Consider the following 16,796-nt stretch of genomic DNA (forward strand, 5'->3'; position numbering starts at 1 on the left):
ACATGCTGCCAATCGAGCAACTGTAGACGGGTCGGTCAAGCAAGACCGACCGGTCACGGTTGCTGGACGCTTGCCGATATGAAGCTGACATTCTGTTTCCGACCCAACATGGTCGCAACAGCTCGTGCGAACGTTACCCGAAAGCGGACCTACGTTCAGGTCCTCCTAAATGGCGATAACTGGCCGTAAGCTGCCTGGCTATTTCCAGGATCGCCTATCGAGACAGCTTCCGCTCGGACATGTAAGAGCAGTAAAGAAACGTGACGACCAATCCCCAAGTTCGCAACATTGCGGGGGGGGGGGGAACGGAGTTCGGCCGTTTGGACACATTTTGCTTGAGACGCCGGTCAGAAGCGACCGGAGCCTGAGTTCCAGCGGACTAGATCGCTCCGATGCAAGACCTGCGTGATTTTGGGCCCTTCGCAACTCACAAGCACCGGCGCTCAGCACGACAGCGCGCTAACTACGAACGAAATCGTGCTGTAGCCCTAGATAGACGCGCATCATTCGTAGTAGCTCGACGAAGCCGGCCGCATCAGAAAAATTAGCCTGTTCCACAAATATACGCTTCAACTCCCGCTTCGTCTCTGGATGTAATTCGCGATGCTTCCGGCCTCCGGATTCCTGAACAGACAGCACAGCATTGGGAAATTCCGATTCAAAGATTTTCCAAATGCGGTCGGAACACAGATCCTCAATTTCCCAGTCTATGCGATTGAATAGTCTATTTACCCGAGCAACCTCCATTGCCCGATCAAGGCCTAGAGTAAAAACAGGCATGACGGGGTGCAGGAGAAAAACATCAACGTACGGTTCGACGCGGCGGTCGAAACATGATGCTATAGTGAAAGCACCTTTGCCTGCCGTGTCCTTGTCGAAAATTCCTATGAACCGGTACCTCAATGCGCCTGTTTGGTCACGGTCACCATCAGCGAGTTGCCGGAAAAAGCTGAGCCGCCTGTTCACGCCGTCCACGCCACCATCGTCACCGCGTCCGGCAGCGAGAACAGCGAGGTCGCTGTCTAGCAGCGGGCGTTCCCGCTCGGACGCATGGAGCTCCGATGCGCGGGTTAGGAAGGCGACGTCCGACGTGCCCTCAACGATTAGGTTGTTGCTGGACAGGCCCCAACCCATTGAGGCAGCGAACTGCTCGACTACGCCCGTCACCGCCACGCCGCCGTAAGTGGTCTCAGTAGGGGACCATTGTGTCCAAAGGAGACGTAACAAGCTAGTTCGGTGCCAGGTGCAAGCCTGACTTGGCCGAACTCGGCGGGACGGAAGGGTGCCTCTACGCCACCAAACTCGGCGACCTTTGCAAAGGCTCTTCCTTCCGCGTTAGAGGTTACTCGCGCGCGCACCTGCCGCCGGTCAGAGCGAGCCCCGTTGAGAAGCCAGTGCAACCTTGCCGGTACCTCAACGAAGTGATCGCCGCGGCGCCACAACGACCTAAGACGGCGGAACTGACTGTCTCCCTCATGTGCGCGATCCAGCTGGAACTTCAGCAACGCCATCTCCAGCTGCATCTGGGGCGTAAATGCCGGGCCGCTGCCATCGAGAGACTGCAGAAGCTCAAGCTGCAGTGAGAAGTCGAGCGGCCGTTCTATGGAAAGCAGCAGGTAGCGGAGCTTCACTGCTTGGACGTTACCGGCTAGGATCGGATCGGCAAGCGCCGCCGCGGCAGATGCTCGATTAGCAGCCGGAAGGTCTGCCAACGAAATTCCTTGAAGTCGCACAACACCGGCGCCCAGCTTAGCGAGCGCGATTGCGATTGCCCCAATCTCGGTCTCGGGATCAGCCCTGTCTGCGCCGCCACTTTTCATGAGAAGGCTGAACGCGCGCTCCGCGAGCCGCCCAAGCGCATTTCGGCGCGTTTCGGATCCGGGGCGGTCCATCAAGCCGTACACTAGCGCGAGCACCTCCAATGCGCGGTCGGCGGCCCGGGCATCGTCCGCTGCCCCTTGCCCAAGCAACGCTCGTCCGTAGGTTTCAACGACAAATGAGTTATCTGGATTGAGCGAGTATGCTCGACGAGTAGCATTTTGGGCGGCGGCCCTGGTGGACCGAACCAGCCCCTCGTCTAAGCTGGCTTCCGCCTGTGCTTCCGCCAAATCGTGAAGAGCATGGGCAAGCGAATTGAGGAGATTGATGTCGGACTCGCCGCCGGCGTTTGAGTCGAGCAGAAGAGCAGCCTCAAGATCATCGGCCGCCCGTTTTAGCAGTTCGACGCGTTCTTCATTCGACAACATGAAGCCGTCTCGGTCTGAAGCGATTCTCCGGCGCGATATTGAGCAGTGGTGAAGGAAGGTTCGGCTTGTCGTGCGCAATGAGCGCGGCATTGCGTCCAGAGCGATGAGGACCTCACGCCAGAACGGCATGAATGCACCATGGCCATGTTCAGGATCAATCTTGAAGATCGATGTCGCAAAAGCGTTGGCCACCTCCCGCAGGTGAGCCTGCTTCAACTCCGGCAGAGCTGAGATTTGCCGCAGGAGCATGAAGCGCAAGTGTTCAGGGTTGCTAGCCGCAGAAAATCCCAGCGTCTCGCGGGTCGCATAGTCGTTGAAGAGCGCGTTTATTAGATAACGACCAAGAAGGTCGTGTGCCATAGCCCAATAGCGTTCGATCTCACCACGCACGCGGATCAGCCCGAGCAACCCGAGATCTCTGCGGGCATCCTCGATACGATCCGTGATCGGCCATCCGTTAGTTTGGGGCAGCAATTCGTCGGGAAGAGGTTTACGAACCGTGCTGAAGGCAGCGATCCTCAACAAGGCCGGCCTGAGTTCGGCGTCGGACACTTGATCGCGGAACAGGCGATATACCCGCGACTGCACCGTCTCACCAAGCTCCAGCTGCCGCTGCAGCCAGAACGAAAGCACGATCCAGAATGCGGCGATGCCCCGTGACGCGTCGACGGCCGACGCGGCGAAGAAAGCTCGCCACTCTTCTGCAGTTCGCGCGGTATTATGCGGAGCGAGAAATCGGTTGAGGTGATCGCCGAGCGCGAGTGCGTCACTCGCCTCGACACGGTGCGACAGGTTGGCTAACTCAACAAACCTGGAGTTGGCCAGAACATCTATACCGACAATTGGCCCGGTAGGCAACACTATGCAAACCCGGCGACCGCTGCGCGCAATTTCGCGCGCATAGTTCAGTAGATCTCCATGTCTTCCAGCCCAGTGGCTCTCATCGAAGATCAATACACAGGGTACCTCGTAACGCCGCCCGCCCCCAGTCTGGTCGCCATCGGCACCAAGCAGTCTCGTCAGCAAGCCAGCCATCTCAAGGCCGGTAGCAGAAGTAGGACTCCGCCTAGCCACAAGGGTGGGATAGCCCGCCGAGGCCGCCCTCCAGGCTAGATCCCGCACAAAGGTCGTGGCGCCTGCGCCAGACTCAGAAGTGACGTAGAGTACGCGGTTTGCTTCGACCCCTTCTCTGTCGAGTGCGCGAAGACGATTTCGCAGTGTCTCCCAAGCGCCAGGACTACGTTGCCATGGCAGGCCGGCTGCATAGGGTCGCCATGAGCTTGCCGGATCGGCGAAGAAGCCCTCTACCTCTGTAGCAGACAGGTCGCCGGGCTGAATCGGAGTAAGCGCGTCAACGCCGATCAGTTCGTAGGAAGCGAGAACAGGCCGTTGGGGATCGTCAATGCGAGTCGCTTCGACGCTCCGCATGCCTCCCTTTTCGTCCCGCATTCGAACTACAAGCGAGCCGTCGCGTCCGCGAAGATACTCACGCTCGATAGCTTCGGCGAACCTGCCCGGAGATGCTCGCACCAGATCCACCAGTGGTGCGGAGTGATCGGTGCGCCAGTGCCTGATTGTCTCTTCCGCCCCGGGATCGTCCGTGACGAAGGTCAATATAGTGCGGAAGCCGTCGTCCCAGAGGTCTCCGAGTTCAGCGGGAACCGCAAACGTGCCCGCGACTGCCACAACGAGTTGACGAACCGAACGCTTGCGTAACTCCTGCAGCATCGTCAGCCGGCGTGTGACTGCGGCCAGACCCGTACGGCGCTGGGCTCCTTTACCATTGAGCAGCAATACGGCGAGATGGCGCGGAGGCAGCAAGATGTCGGCAGGATCCGTATCGACGACTTGGACTAGCCCGCGACGACGAACCAATGGGCTGTCTATCTGCTCCGGTGACTCAAGGCCCCGCACGAACGCCTCGTCCGAGCGATCCGACAGCACTAGGCTCCACGGGAGCCGAGACAATGTGACAGCAGCCTGAGCCTCTGTCGCTTCCTCTCCGTCCGACAGCCACAACGCAACGTCGCGGCTGTCCAGCTGGGTGAGTATCGGTGCTGGGACGCTTATGGGACCACCTGCCGGATTCATCATGTGCACCAACGTCGAACGAAATCTAACTCTTGTCCAACCGGAGGGGATTGTCACTACGGCCGTGTTCGAAAGCGCGATTTGACGAGAGTCGCAGTCGGCAACTCGCCGGTGGGGAGGCAGACCTATCACGCTGCCATCCATCCAAGGCGGCGATCCGCAGTGGTCGCGAGAGCTGAGGGGCATGTCTGCCTGGGAGAAGCGTCTCGAACGCTTTCATGGCGAAGATGGGCGCAAAGCCGCAGACTGTCACGGTTCGAGCTAACGTCCGGTTCCGCGGCATAATTCTCCAAAGCTGCCTGACTTATTCCACCCAACACAGACCTCCACCAAGTCTGCTCGGCGCTTGCGCTACGATGTCTGATACCGGCCATGCAATTGTGGGGTTTGTAACTCTGCTCATGCCTATGCGGCATCGCATCCGAAGGGAGTGGCCTCTTCGCTTTTGACTACGGGAACGTTACCGCCGGCACCATCAGGCTCGGCGGTGGTGCGGCTCCCGACTACGCGCTGCGACGGCGCAGGTCGGCGATGCGCGCGGTCAGCACGGCGCGCAGGTGCTCGACCTCGGTATAGGCGGCCTCCGCCTTCTCGAAAGCGCCGAGACCTTCGCGGCGGATCTCCTGCGTCAGTGCCTCGATGCGCCTCACTGCCGAGAGGAAGCTCGGCGTCTCGGGCGCAGCGGTCAGGTCGGTACGGGTCATGGTCATGGTCATGGTGGGGTTCTCCTCGTGATGGGTCAGTGGGTGGTTGCGGAGGGGATGGCTGTGTTTCGGGGTTCGACCCGGGCGGGCACGACACCGTCCGTGAAGTGCAGCAGCAGCTCTGCCGCCGCGCTGGCCTGCTCAGCCGTGGTGACGACCTGGCCGGTCTCAGCCGCGATCACCAGCGTCAGCGCATCGCTCAGGAGATCGTCCTCCCCGGTCTCGTCGAGCAGGGCAGCCTGATCGAGAGGGTCGGTCCCGGCGGGATTGGCGCCCGACGCGGACTTCGCGCTGACACCGGTGGCTGCGGCGAGGTTGGCGAGCAGGCTCTGCTCGACCCCTTGGCTGAGCTGACGCAGCCGATCGTCGGCACGGTCGGCGAGATCGCGCAGTGCCCGGTCGAAGGCGGCCCCGGCTCGGGCCAGGACGATGCGGCCGGCCGCTTCCAGCTCCGCTTCGATCGCGGCATCGAGGCCTGCCAGCGCCCGCTCGGCCCGGGCCCCGGTGCGCTCGACGAGTTGGCGCACCCGCATCGCCGCCGCTGTCGGGGTCGGCTCCGATCGCGCCGCCACCGCATCGAGCGCCGTGCGCGGTGTGCCGGCGTGGCCAAGCCCCGCGATCAGGTTCGGGACCTCCGCTCTCGCGGCGGCGTTCGCTGTCCCGAAGGCGTTGAGAGGCCGGAACGCCTCGACCGGTCCGCCACCTCGGCAGACCAGTGTCGCGGAGACGCCGTGCTCCCGCTGTAGGCCCGCCACCCCGGCGAAGGCCTCGGCGAGCGAGCGCTCCGCCCCCGCGCCTTCGAAGATCGCCCAGACCCGGTGGATCCGGATCAGCCCGGCGTCTTCCAGCGGCTGCAGCACGTGCTCGACGTCGCGGCGCACCTCGCCGTGCTCGGAGACGACGAGGGCGATGTGGCACGGGTCCTCCGGCTCGCTCCAGGTCTCGGGCCCGAAGCGCCGCCCCGCCAGGCGCAGCCGCTGCAGCGTGCTCTCGCGATCGAGATCGGCCTCGAGCGGGACCTGCCCGACGGAGAGCAAGCCCATGACCTTGGCCTGAACGCCGGCCCCGCGGCCGAAGCGCTGGCGAAGGTTCGTGCGCAAGCTGAGCGTGACCGTGCGGTTCACGAGGCTTTCGGGGTCGAAGTCCGGGCCATGCTCGGCCCGGATCTGAGCGAGTTCGGCCGCGTCGAGCCGGGCCTTCAGCCGGGGCGGATCGTTGGTGAGGCGGGCGTCGGCCTCGCCGAGTAGGATGAGATGGCTGTCTTGCCCGTTCGGCTCCACGTTGAGCACGCTGGCGCGGACCGTGTGCTCGCCGCGCAGGCGCTGGCGCAGCCAACCGATCAGGTCGCGCAGCTCGCCGACGACCGCCGCCTCGGAGTGAACCGCATCGCCCGTATCGGGCAGGCTTCGGCGGGCGCCGTCCGGCAGTGAGGCCGGGTGCGGCGGTCGGGACGGTGCGTCCGGCCCGTGGTGGAATCTGTGATGTCGCATTGGAGTGTCGGAATCCGTGTTGGGGTGAGGGTGTCGCGAGCGCGTGGGCTCGCGTGCGGAGGGTCGAGGAGCAGCGTGAGTCGAGGTGACTGAGGAGCGGATCCGGCCGCCCGGATGCGGGCAGCCGGATCGGCGGTGCGCCGCCTCAGTCGAACAGAGGTCCCTGTCGGGTGGGGCCCGAGTTGGTGGGAGCGTCGGACGCTAAAGCAGGCACTGAAGCGGCCGGATCTGGGCCGATCGCGCGGGCGATCGCGCTGAGGCGGGCGTACCCCCCGGTGCGGAGCTCGCCGCGCAGGATCCCGGTGAGATCGGCGAGCAGCGCCTCGGCGGTGTCGCAGGCGCGGAAGGCCACGCCGTCGAGCAGGGTCGGCGCGCCGGCGCGCCGGAACAGCACCGGCACAGGCAGCACGGCGATGCGGCGCATCAGGTCCTCGTCCGAGAGCACGCGGTGGGCGAAGCCGAGGCCAGGCTCGACCACGACCGCGTCGAGGGTGCCCCAATCGAACTGGTCGTAGGCCGCCCCGAAGGCCTCATGCAGCGCGGCGATCGAGCCTGGCTCCTCGTAAGGAACGGGCAGGCGGATCAGCTCGAGGAGGCCTTGCTCGTACCAGCGAGCGAGTGTCGCCCCGAGTGGGTGCGGCGCGGCGTCATCCGGCTCGATCAGCACGACCCGCCGGAGCTTCTGCGGGACTGGAAAGCCGCGTTGGCGGTCCCACAGTCCATCCGCTTCCAATGCCGCCTGCGCTGTCCGATCCTGTTCGCGCCAAGCCTGGAGGAAGGCGCCGCGCTCGAGCCCGAGCACCTGACCGGTCAGTCCTAGCAGCGGATCGACCACCAGGGTGAGCAGCAGGGTGTGCTCGCCGACGAGGCGGTCCGGGTCGAGCAGCACGCCCGAGGCTGCCTCGATCTGGCGCAGGAAAGTGCCGGTGAGGACGGCGCTGAGCCGGCCCGGGCGATGCGGATCGAGCGGTTCGAGGGCGAGCAGCAGCCCGTCCCGGTGTCGGCGCGATTGCCGGACGTGGGCGCGGACCCAGAGGCCAGTCGGGGAAAGCGCGCAGCCGGGCTCGTTCGCGCAGGACGGCGCGTCGTGATCTGTCATGGTGGGAGACTTTCGTGATGCGGGGTCAGGGGATCGAAGGAGCCTCGCCGACCTCGGGCGGACGCTGCGCGAGCATCGCCCTCTGTCATCCCGTCGTCAGGTCATTCCGGGGTTTCGAGCGAAGGTGCCTTCGCCCTGTTCCCCATTCCTGTTCTGATCCTTGCCCCTTCTCTTCCCCGATCCTCGTCCCGAGCCGGTACCGCGCATCCGGCGGCACCGGCTCGGATGTGCATGCCATTCTCCCGGCCTTCGTGTGATGTCCAACGCAGGACCAAGCCCTTGCCGCACAACCGGCATTCGGCACCGATTGTTGTCCAATGCAATTCTCCCAAACTGATGTCCAACGCATCCGGCCTTGAAGCCACGAACCGCGCCGATTACCGGTCACCCGGACCGTCCGGATCACCGCGTCCACGCCGCCCGTTCCTTCGCGTCGTACCCAGTCCGATCTTATCCTCTCGCGGTTGCCGTGCCGGTTCCGGGAGTGGCGGAGGCGGTGGTCGCGGAACCGTTATGGTCTTCGGTATCTGATCCTCGGCGCGCTTCTTCACCGCTTGTTCCAGCTCGCCCCACATCGCCGATGAGGTTCGGTCGAATACCCATGCGCCGTCGTCCGTGTCGGTGCGGAAGGCGTTTGCGGCGGCGCGCTGTCCGTAGCTCTGCCAGGCGTAGCGGCCGATGCGCGGTACCGCCGGTGCGCAGGCCGTGATCAGGGCCGCCACCGCCGGCTCACTATGCCCGGTGCCGCGCAGGCGACGAGCGATCAGCGCATCGACCCGTGAGGGATCGGGCCAGCGGCCTTGCCAGCGCGCCAGCAGGTCGGCCCGGTGCCCCCAGTACAGCGGCGCGTCGGCGTGCGCTGGGACGCCATCCGGGTCGAGCCCGCGCCCGAGACGCGAGCTCGGACCACGCCCGAAGCGCCGCTCGAAAACCGCGATGCAACGCGAGATGAGGCGGCCCAGCCGCTCGCAGATCGCCCCCGTCGCGGTCAGCACCTGTGCGTAGATCCGCTGCCTGGAAGCGCCGGAATCCGACGCAGCGGTCTCCGGTGGATCGGCAGCGGCGATGCGCAGGCCGAAGCGCCTGCGGCCGAGGGCGAGGCTGAACCTAATATGCTCGCTCGCCTCGGCGAGGGCGGCCTGCTCGTAGGGCCGGTTCCGGTTTTGCGCGGTGAGCACGACCTCGTGGCGCCCGTCCCGTCTGTCCAGCACCAGGGCCGGGGCGAAGCCCGTCGCCTGGAGCTGCCCAACCTCCTCGATGCGCAGCCCCGAGAGAACGAGATGATGCCGCTCGTTCGAGATCGGTGTCAGGTAGACGGCACTGTCTCTCCCGGCGGCCCGCTCCAGCGCCGCCCAGCCGGCCGCGATCCCGGCCATCGACCTCGGCGTCAGCTGCACCAATCGGTCGGTCTCACGCGACCCGGCACACTCGGCCACGACCCGGTAGCGCTCGGCCTGCAGCCCGGCGTGATAGAGCGCGAGCAGGCCGGACAGGTTCGAGCCGCTCCTGCCCGGCTCTCGCACCGGAACGAGGCGCGGCAGCGGCTTGCCGATCCGCCCTGCCAGCGTGCGCGCGCTCGGTGCGGCGCGCGGGGGCGGGCCGACGACAGCGGCTTTCAGCAGAGGCGCGACGTTCAGATCCGGATAGAGGGCGTCGTAGGCCTCGCGTTCCAAATGCGCCGTGATCTCCGCCTGTCGTGCGAGCGTGAACAGCGCCGGATCGATGCCGGGCGCGGCGCGCGGCGAGGGTGTGGTTCGTGGCGGGCGGCGGTCGGGTTTGAGCGGTGGTTCATCGCCGCCGAGGCTCGGCTGGAACGGGCCGAGGCGCGCCTCCAGCTTGGCCCGACTGGCCGCGCGACAGGTCGAAGCCTTGAGCACGATCCCGTCCACCACGAAGACCGCGCCCGAGCCCTTGGCGGCGTAGGCGATGCCGTGCTCGGCAAGGTCCTTGTGCAGGTCGACCCACGATCCGGACTGCGTCACGATCGGACCGGCGATCTCGATCACCTGCCGCGCGGCACTTTCCTCGCCGCGGTACACTTCCGCCCGCGCCGCCCCCGCCGGCAAGGCATCGCCTGGGTCCGCGCTGCGGGCGACCAGGGCAGCGGACGCCGCCGCGCGATGCGCCTGCCTGGCGCTCACCGCCGCGACAAGGCGGGCGCAGGCCGCTTCCGGCGTCGGTGCCGAGACCGCGCGCAGCCGTTCGATCACGCGCTCGACCCTGGCCGCGTCCGGATCCGCACCGGGACCAAGCTGCCGGGCCCCGGCGGCCCTGACGCGCGCGCCGTGGCTCAAGCGGGCTTCGGTGAGGCGGTGGGCTGCGCGGGCCTTGTCGTTGCCCGCACCAGCCTGTCGTAGGTTTCGTCGCACCGCGTCTTCAGCGTCTGGACCTCCATGCCAAGAGCCTGCATCTCCAGGCCATGGCGATCCTGTTCGGCCCGGATCTGCCTGACCTCCTCCAGCACGGTCCGGAGCAGTTCGAGGAGCTTCGTCTGGCGGTCGATCGTGAGCAGTTGCCCTTCCGAGATCGCCGCGAGCGGGTCCGCCTCCGCGTCGAGCTCGCACAACATCTTCAGGATCTCGCTCGTGTCCTGATGCGCGCTCGCGGCCTCGCGATGTGCGCCGATCGCTTCCCGCGCCGCTCGCTCGATCCAGGGCATCGTGGGCGGCCCGCCCGTGTGTCCGGTACCGGATGACATGCTGCTCTCCCGTGTGGTCTTCGAGAACCTCGAAGTGCGCGCCGGGCTCGCGTTGCCAGCCCTGGGCGTGCTCGATCCGGGCGATCCCGCGCCCGATGGCGTTGTGGAAGAATTCGACCTGTGTCGCCTTCTTCGCGTCCCGTGCGACGCGCGAGATCAGCGCGTGCAGATGGGAGTTACCCGACCCGCCGAGATGCAGGGTCCAGAGCACCTGGTGGCCGCGCAGGCCCAATTCCTCGAGAAGGATGGCGAGCGCTTGCTCGATCTGGCGGACCGTCGGCTGCTCGCCCGCTCGCCAGGACAGCACGATGTGCTCGATCGGGCTGCGGGCGCGGGGAGCGCCCATCGCGGTGGCGATCATCTCGGCGACCTGCCCCGATCGCGTGTCCGGGAACAGGTGGAGCTGGCCTTGCGCCAGCACGCCGCCGCGCTCGGCCCCGCCCGCGCCGCGGTCGATATAGGCGGCCAGCTGCGTCACCTGGCGGGCGATCGGCGCGCCGTCACGGCGCTTGTCCATGCGTTTGCCGATCACGACGGCGCCTCGGCCAGATGCGCGATCGCGCGCTGAATGTCGTCGAGGGCGAGGCGTCCCTTCTCGGCCAAGCCCGGTGTGCGGATGGCGATCTTCACGAGCCCTCCGAGCCGACACAGTTCGCTGACCAGCTGGGCATCGACCTGAGCGGTGATGTGCAGTCCGAGCAACCGTCGTCGGGTGAGCGCGGCGAGCGTGAGGCCGGCGGCCTGCGCCTCGCCGAGGAGGCGCTCGTACTCCTCCTCCGTGAGCCGGATCCCGACCTGCTTGGTCAGGTTCCGCCGCTCGGATCCGCGTTGGCCGGGCATCGGTGGTGTCCTCGTTTGGAAGCTTTGTGGGAGTTCGGGGATGGGGGTTCCGGGGGGCGCCCCGGCAGGCTGAGGGGAGAGTGAGAAGCGTCAGCGCCGAACGGCCCCGTCTCCTTGCGGCCCGCGCCCGGCTTGGCCGGCGCGGATAGCAAAGAGCATCCTGCCCGCCTCTTTCTCCCTGCCCGCCTCTTTCTCCCTGGGACCGTCCTTCTGGGTAGACCCGGTGAGCGACAGCGATGACCGGCCCATCCATGCACGGACAGCGACGGCTAGGCTCGCACACCCGCGGCCCTGCTCCGGCACCATCGCCCCACCTGGGGCGCGTACATCGGCATCTACGTAGATCGACACAGGCTCAACTCCGCAGCTTCGACCGCCTCGCGCCCGCTCTCCAGGCACAGCGCAGGTTCCGGTGCAGGATAAGCGCAAGGCAAAGCTTGATGTCAAATATGCTCTATTCGCGAATAGCGATTCGCAGCTTCCGAGATGATGGTGAGGCCAAAATTTATCGACCGAATCGGTGTGGACACGTTGCCAAAGCTTGCAACAAGCGTGACCATACGCGTGTCGGGTCAGCAGCCAAGCGGTCCGACCAGCCCACCACCAAACCGTGAGACATGCGATGACCAAAGCCCGAACCCGACCGATGCCGATCCTGCCGAACGAGATGGACGCCAACCGCGCGGCCCTGGCCGCGATGAAGCAGGAGACACCGCTGCCGCCACCGGAGCGGATGACCACGGCCAAAGCGGTGGCCGAACTCGCGCCCGAGATCCGGGCGCTGCTCAAGGCGGGGCATTCGCTCGACGAGATCGCCAAGCGCCTGATCTTCGGCGGTCGCTCGCTGAGTGCACGGCAACTGCAGCGCTACCTCACCGAAGCTCAATCGCACACGGCGAAAAAGAAGGGTCAGACGGCCAAGAACCCGACGCCGCCCGCGCCCCGGAGTGCGACAGGCGCCGGATCACAGGACAGGCCGAACGTCGTCCCATCGACACGGCCCACCGGCGCGCAGCCGGATCTGCCGCCACGCGGCGCGGCCACGCCCGTGACGGCAGCGCCGGTCGGCCCCAGCTTGGAGGCTCAGGCTCGGGGGACGGTAGTCCCACCATCAGCCCCGCTGCTCAACACCCCGGGGAGCGTCGCGCCGACCGGTCCGGCCGCCCACATGGCGAACCCGGCCACGGCTGCCGGTCCGGCCCTGGCGAAGCCGCAAAGCACGGCCTCGCCGGCGATCGATGGCCTTTCCGTGGCGGAGGCACAGAGACGGTCGATCGACATGCTGACGCGAACCGCACCTGCTAACGCGAAGGTCGATCGTCCGCGCGAGACGAACATCACCTGGAGCGGGATCGGTACGACGACCCCAGCGCGAGACGATGTTCAGGCCCATGTGCGGCCCGAGCCCGGCACGCTGCTTTGAACGATCGTGTCACCGTCGCTCTGCCCGCGACGCGATCCGCCGTGGGCAGAGCTGCCGTCGATGCTTCCCGCTGCTGACGCCGTTGAAGCAACGGCCCTGGCCTCACGGCAGCGGATATGAGGCAACGCGGCCAAGACGTTCCTGGCCGCGACATCCTGCGATCTCGAGTGGCGCTCCTTTCCAGGCGCGCTACCGAATGTCATCCCAAGCGGACGAGTCTACCGCTGTCGTTCGGCAGGCTCGTTCGCAATCACGATAGCTCTCCCGACACTGCGGCTCCCGTTAGGCGAACCATCCGTGTCTGATATCCCTACTCACCCGTGTCTTGCTATTCTCACGGGCGATCGCCCGACCGGACCGCTGCATCTCGGCCAGTTCTGCGGCAGCCAGCGCGATCGCGTCATCCTCCAGCACGCCACGATTATTTCGTGCTGATCGCCGACGCGCAGGCGCTCACCGAAAACGCCGACGATCCCAAGCGCGTCACCCGCCACGTCATCGACCTCGCCCGCGACGATCCCGCCGTGGCATCGATCCGAGCCTCACCACGATCTACGATCAGGCGGCCCTGCCAGCACTGTACACCGACCCCGACCATCTGCGCGTCGCTGATCCTGGGGGGCCAGGGGGTGATGTGGTGTTCCCGACCTCGACGCGTTCGGTCCTGATCGCGACACGGTCACCGAGCCGGAGGTGCGCGATCACCGCGGCGGTCACGGCGACATCGCGGTGAGGCAGCGTTTGGAGGCCGTCCTGCTCGATCTGCTCGCGACGCCTGGGCCGAACGACCGGACGACGTCCACGACATCCTGCGGAATGAGACCCGTCGCGCCCGTGGCGTGACATCGGCAAGGCGCGACACCATCGAGGACGTCCTCGGCCTGTACCACGTCGCCGCGTAGCGAATGCCCATCCTTCGGCCTATGGCAAGTGCGAGCCGCGGGTGCGACGGGGCAACCGATCGCGCCCGTTTCGCGTGCCTCATCGACCCTACAGCTAGGCGAAGCCGCTTGTTGCCGACCCGCGACGGTCAGCGGGCAGGACGACAGCGATCATCCGGTCGGGTGCGAGCGCGTGACGATATCGTCACGAAACTTCGGTGTCGGCCGCAGCGCCGGAACCCGAGATCTGTCACGCATTGCATCACGAAAAGGGTCGGCGGCAGCCCTGGCGCCCCGTCACGGAATCGGTCACAAAAGATGGGCGGCGCTCGCTTTTAGGGAGACTGGCCATCTTGTCTGGCACGATAAAGCCGTTCCGGTGCGATGCGGTGACGAAGAACGGGCTGGAGAGCCTTTGTGACGAAATGCGATCGGAGTACGCGCGCCACCTGAAGGAGCGGATCGACCCGATCTGCGAACGATACAGGCGAGCCGTGGCCAACCGGCTCAGGAAGAGAGCGTCGATCCTCCAGAGGGGTGAAGACTCAGTTTCGGCCCCTCCCGGCATAGAGAGCGTCACGGTCACAGCCAACATCGCGACTTATCGCGAGCGACAGCGCTGGCCGTTCGTCGTCGTCTATCATCGGCGTGCCTACCGGGAGTACGGCCTCACCGGCGTGTTGTGGCTGATGCGGAGCCTGAGCCGTGATACGAAGGCCCCGAAGCTCTCGGCCGTGGTGCTGCTGATGATGACGCGGCCGGACGAATTGACGCCCGGCGTGATCATGCGTTGGATCCGACAACTGGAGGGCGAGGGCCTTCCCGTTGCGCCGACGATGAAAAGACCGGGGCGTCGGGCGCTCGGGGCGACCGCGATGACGCCCGCGGAGCGGCAACGCCGGCATCGAGTACGGAAACGGGCGGCGTCCGACAAGTAGACTCGGATCGCTCAGAACCCGCGACCGGACTAATCGAGCGGCGATGCCGATCGCGCGATGCTCGGCATGACTCAGCCCACGTTCCCGCCGCGCCGCCTCCGAAGGGTGCGACGGAGCGCGGTTCTTCGGCAAAAGCGCTACCACATCCGGGCGGCGATCTCGCGTTCCTCGGCTCCCAGCACGTCAGCGTAGATCGCGGTGGTCGATAGGCTCGCATGTCCGAGCCAGCGCTGCAGCAGGGTGAGCGGCACACCGGAGCGCAGCGCGTGGACGCCAAACGCGTGGCGCAGGCCTTTCGGCGAGGCGGCCGAGGCGGCGACACCGGCTTCTCGCATCACCGCCTTGACCCGCTGCCAGGCGGTACTGCGGCTGATCGGCCAGAGCTGCTGCTCCGACGGTCCGATGTCGTGCACGAAGTCGAGGATAGCCATCACGCCCTCGGGTACCGGCACGTCACGCATGACGCCCGTTCGACGCTTCTTTAAGCAGTGCAGGCTGACGATGCCGCCTGCTAGGTCGAGATCGGCGTGGGTGAGGGCTAGGGCCTCGGAAATGCGGCACCCGGTCCATGCCAGCACGAGGCAGAGGGTGAGGGTCTCGGGTGGCTGACGGGATGCGGCTGCGAGGAAGCGGGCCCGCTCGTCAGGCGTGAGATACTTGCGCCGACCCTGCTCGGTGTGAAGCGACATGCGGGAGGGGCCGGGGCGGCGAGTGGAGCGGTCCCTCTCCGCGCTTCCCGTGGGATTGGCAACGCGGTGGGAAACAGCCCGGCCGGGTGGCCGATCATGCAGCCGTGACGGTCGGCCCGACAAGCCGGATGGAGCTGGTGTGTGGGCCATGGCGGCGCGTCCTCGCACGCGGCAGTGCAGCCCGTGCCTGTGTGACCAGAATTGCCAATTTTGTTCGGCGCCGCCTTGGAGGCGCCTGGCGCGCTCTGTGGCGGGATGCAACAGCCGCGCTTGTACCGCAGCCTGCTAGGCCTCTGCAAGCTAAAAAGACGTTATTGATCAAGGTGCGACAGAATTGGCAATTCTGTTCGACGCGATGATGCTTGTGTAGCGCCGGTGAGAGGCTGCGTAAAGATCAATGTGTGCCATCGCACGCGATTCTATGCTTTCGGCGACTGTCTCTGATCGCTGCGCCGGCCGCGCTCGCCGAGCCGCGCGTGATATCCAACGCAGTGCTAAGGCGTTGGTGAGCATGCGGTATTCGACGCGAGAAGATATCCAACGCACCTGCTAGTGCGGTCTCCTCTCATGCAAAGCTGCTTCCCCGCGTTGGATATCACCGCGAGATGGATGGTGATGTCCAACGCGGGCGACCGACATCGCACGACGCTGTCGTGGGATGACCGCTCCGGGGCCGCAACTGAGGTCGGTTTCGACGAGCCTCCGTTGGAGCGGCTGGCGCCGCGATGAGGCGAGAGCCGACCCCTGAAAGCTTCGCCGTGTGCGTCGCCCTCGTCTTGGTCACCTACCTGTTCGCCATGATGGTTGGTGGCTGGCTCGGCTGATCCCTGTCGTACCCCTCTACCTGCAGAGCCCAGCCGATGTCCGAGAGCCGCCGCTCCTCTTCGCACCCTCGCCGGTCCCGGCAGCGGCTGCGTCGCGCTGCCAACATGCTCCTGCCAAGCGAGCGCCTATCGGACCTCGCTGCCTGGGCCGTCTTGACGCTGCTGGCTACCTTGCTGCTGCTGTTCGCCGTGCGCGAGATCCGCGACGGCGCGCTCACCGGCTGCCCAGGATACGATGGCATCACGCATAAGCGGGAGGCTGAAGCGCTCTGTACAGAGCCCTGACGTAATCGGCTCCATTCTGAGAACATGAGAACATGTGCCCTGCTTGCTGAACGGGGGCGAACATGCTCCCGTAAACCGACAGACCTCGGCTGGACGCTCGCGTATGTCAATAAACGGAGCGTGCTCCACCAGCACGGTCAAGCAGAAGGCAGAACTCGAAGTCACATTGGAATACGATTGGAGGGTTTCTCGTCCGGATTGAGCGGCATGCGCCCCTCGTAGCCGTCGAAGCCGCCGGTTTAGCAGAAGCGGCGATACGCAGCCTGCCTTGCCATCTACGACGGCATACCGCCTCGGGCTTGCAAACTAGGAAACTCGGCCGCAAGCTGGTTGGCGCCGTGGCGATGACGGATGCGGAGGGGCAAAGTTGTGATCGCTAAAAAAGGAGATCCGCAGGCCGTATCTAGCAACATATCGGCTTGTTGGCTTTAGTAGATGTACTCCGGCTCCTGTCGAACCCAATGACGCCAAATGGTACCTAATCGCGTGAGTAGCGCCAATTTCAGGTTGCCGGAAACTGTTGCTCTACGGTCCTTGACAGGCATCCCGTCACGTAGATGCTCGCAACCATAGGTCAGCCATGTCGGC

At 65.7% G+C, this 16,796-nt stretch carries 13 protein-coding genes and 1 pseudogene; 4 read left to right on the forward strand and 10 right to left on the reverse strand.

What is annotated here, in order from left to right:
- Window positions 1-459: 459 nt before the first annotated feature.
- The 9 genes and pseudogenes from E4V01_RS21985 to E4V01_RS25830 all read right to left on the reverse strand — a co-directional run bounded on the left by E4V01_RS21985 (window position 460) and on the right by E4V01_RS25830 (window position 11,168).
- Window positions 460-1,173, reverse strand: a complete 714-nt coding sequence (locus tag E4V01_RS21985) for a hypothetical protein (protein ID WP_245517639.1) — start codon at window positions 1,171-1,173, stop codon at window positions 460-462.
- Complete coding sequence (locus E4V01_RS21990) at window positions 1,164-4,190, reverse strand: hypothetical protein (protein ID WP_245517640.1); 3,027 nt, start codon at window positions 4,188-4,190, stop codon at window positions 1,164-1,166. The genes E4V01_RS21985 and E4V01_RS21990 overlap by 10 nt, the downstream gene beginning before the upstream one ends.
- 650 nt (window positions 4,191-4,840) lie before the next feature.
- Window positions 4,841-5,053: a hypothetical protein gene (locus tag E4V01_RS21995; RefSeq protein WP_245517641.1), complete on the reverse strand. Its 213-nt coding sequence runs from the start codon at window positions 5,051-5,053 to the stop codon at window positions 4,841-4,843.
- 23 nt (window positions 5,054-5,076) lie between these two features.
- Window positions 5,077-6,531, reverse strand: coding sequence for an exodeoxyribonuclease VII large subunit (locus E4V01_RS22000; RefSeq protein ID WP_135299830.1), 1,455 nt, complete (start codon window positions 6,529-6,531; stop codon window positions 5,077-5,079).
- 145 nt (window positions 6,532-6,676) lie between these two features.
- On the reverse strand, window positions 6,677-7,630 hold the full coding sequence (locus E4V01_RS22005; protein WP_135299831.1) for a hypothetical protein: 954 nt from the start codon (window positions 7,628-7,630) through the stop codon (window positions 6,677-6,679).
- 377 nt (window positions 7,631-8,007) lie between these two features.
- Complete coding sequence (locus E4V01_RS22010; protein WP_245517642.1) at window positions 8,008-9,924, reverse strand: hypothetical protein; 1,917 nt, start codon at window positions 9,922-9,924, stop codon at window positions 8,008-8,010.
- Complete coding sequence (locus E4V01_RS26300; RefSeq protein ID WP_245517643.1) at window positions 9,921-10,289, reverse strand: hypothetical protein; 369 nt, start codon at window positions 10,287-10,289, stop codon at window positions 9,921-9,923. The genes E4V01_RS22010 and E4V01_RS26300 overlap by 4 nt, the downstream gene beginning before the upstream one ends.
- Before the next feature lie 154 nt (window positions 10,290-10,443).
- Window positions 10,444-10,845 (reverse strand): annotated as a pseudogene (locus E4V01_RS26735) (relaxase/mobilization nuclease domain-containing protein); the annotation flags it as partial.
- 11 nt (window positions 10,846-10,856) lie between these two features.
- A complete protein-coding gene (locus tag E4V01_RS25830) occupies window positions 10,857-11,168 on the reverse strand; it encodes a hypothetical protein (RefSeq protein ID WP_193763274.1) in 312 nt (103 codons plus the stop codon).
- A 622-nt stretch (window positions 11,169-11,790) separates the two neighbouring features.
- On the opposite strand from E4V01_RS25830, the gene E4V01_RS22015 reads away from it, so the two are divergent.
- The 3 genes from E4V01_RS22015 (at window position 11,791) to E4V01_RS22025 (ending at window position 14,410) form a co-directional block, all read left to right on the forward strand.
- Window positions 11,791-12,591: a hypothetical protein gene (locus E4V01_RS22015; protein ID WP_135299833.1), complete on the forward strand. Its 801-nt coding sequence runs from the start codon at window positions 11,791-11,793 to the stop codon at window positions 12,589-12,591.
- Between the two features lie 428 nt (window positions 12,592-13,019).
- Window positions 13,020-13,259 (forward strand): hypothetical protein, encoded by a 240-nt coding sequence (locus tag E4V01_RS26310; protein ID WP_245517645.1) that lies wholly within the window; start codon window positions 13,020-13,022, stop codon window positions 13,257-13,259.
- A 566-nt stretch (window positions 13,260-13,825) separates the two neighbouring features.
- Window positions 13,826-14,410, forward strand: a complete 585-nt coding sequence (locus E4V01_RS22025) for a hypothetical protein (protein WP_135299834.1) — start codon at window positions 13,826-13,828, stop codon at window positions 14,408-14,410.
- 137 nt (window positions 14,411-14,547) lie between these two features.
- Here E4V01_RS22025 and E4V01_RS22030 read toward each other — a convergent pair whose 3' ends face one another.
- Window positions 14,548-15,099 carry a site-specific integrase gene (locus tag E4V01_RS22030; protein WP_060771612.1) on the reverse strand — a complete coding sequence of 184 codons (552 nt, stop codon included), beginning with the start codon at window positions 15,097-15,099 and terminating at the stop codon, window positions 14,548-14,550.
- An 860-nt stretch (window positions 15,100-15,959) separates the two neighbouring features.
- On the opposite strand from E4V01_RS22030, the gene E4V01_RS22035 reads away from it, so the two are divergent.
- The gene (locus tag E4V01_RS22035; protein ID WP_135299835.1) at window positions 15,960-16,208 is read left to right on the forward strand and encodes a hypothetical protein; all 249 of its coding nucleotides are present in this window, start codon (window positions 15,960-15,962) and stop codon (window positions 16,206-16,208) included.
- Window positions 16,209-16,796: the final 588 nt, after the last annotated feature.

The sequence above is a fragment of the Methylorubrum sp. Q1 genome, assembly GCF_004683995.1.
Classification (GTDB): domain Bacteria; phylum Pseudomonadota; class Alphaproteobacteria; order Rhizobiales; family Beijerinckiaceae; genus Methylobacterium.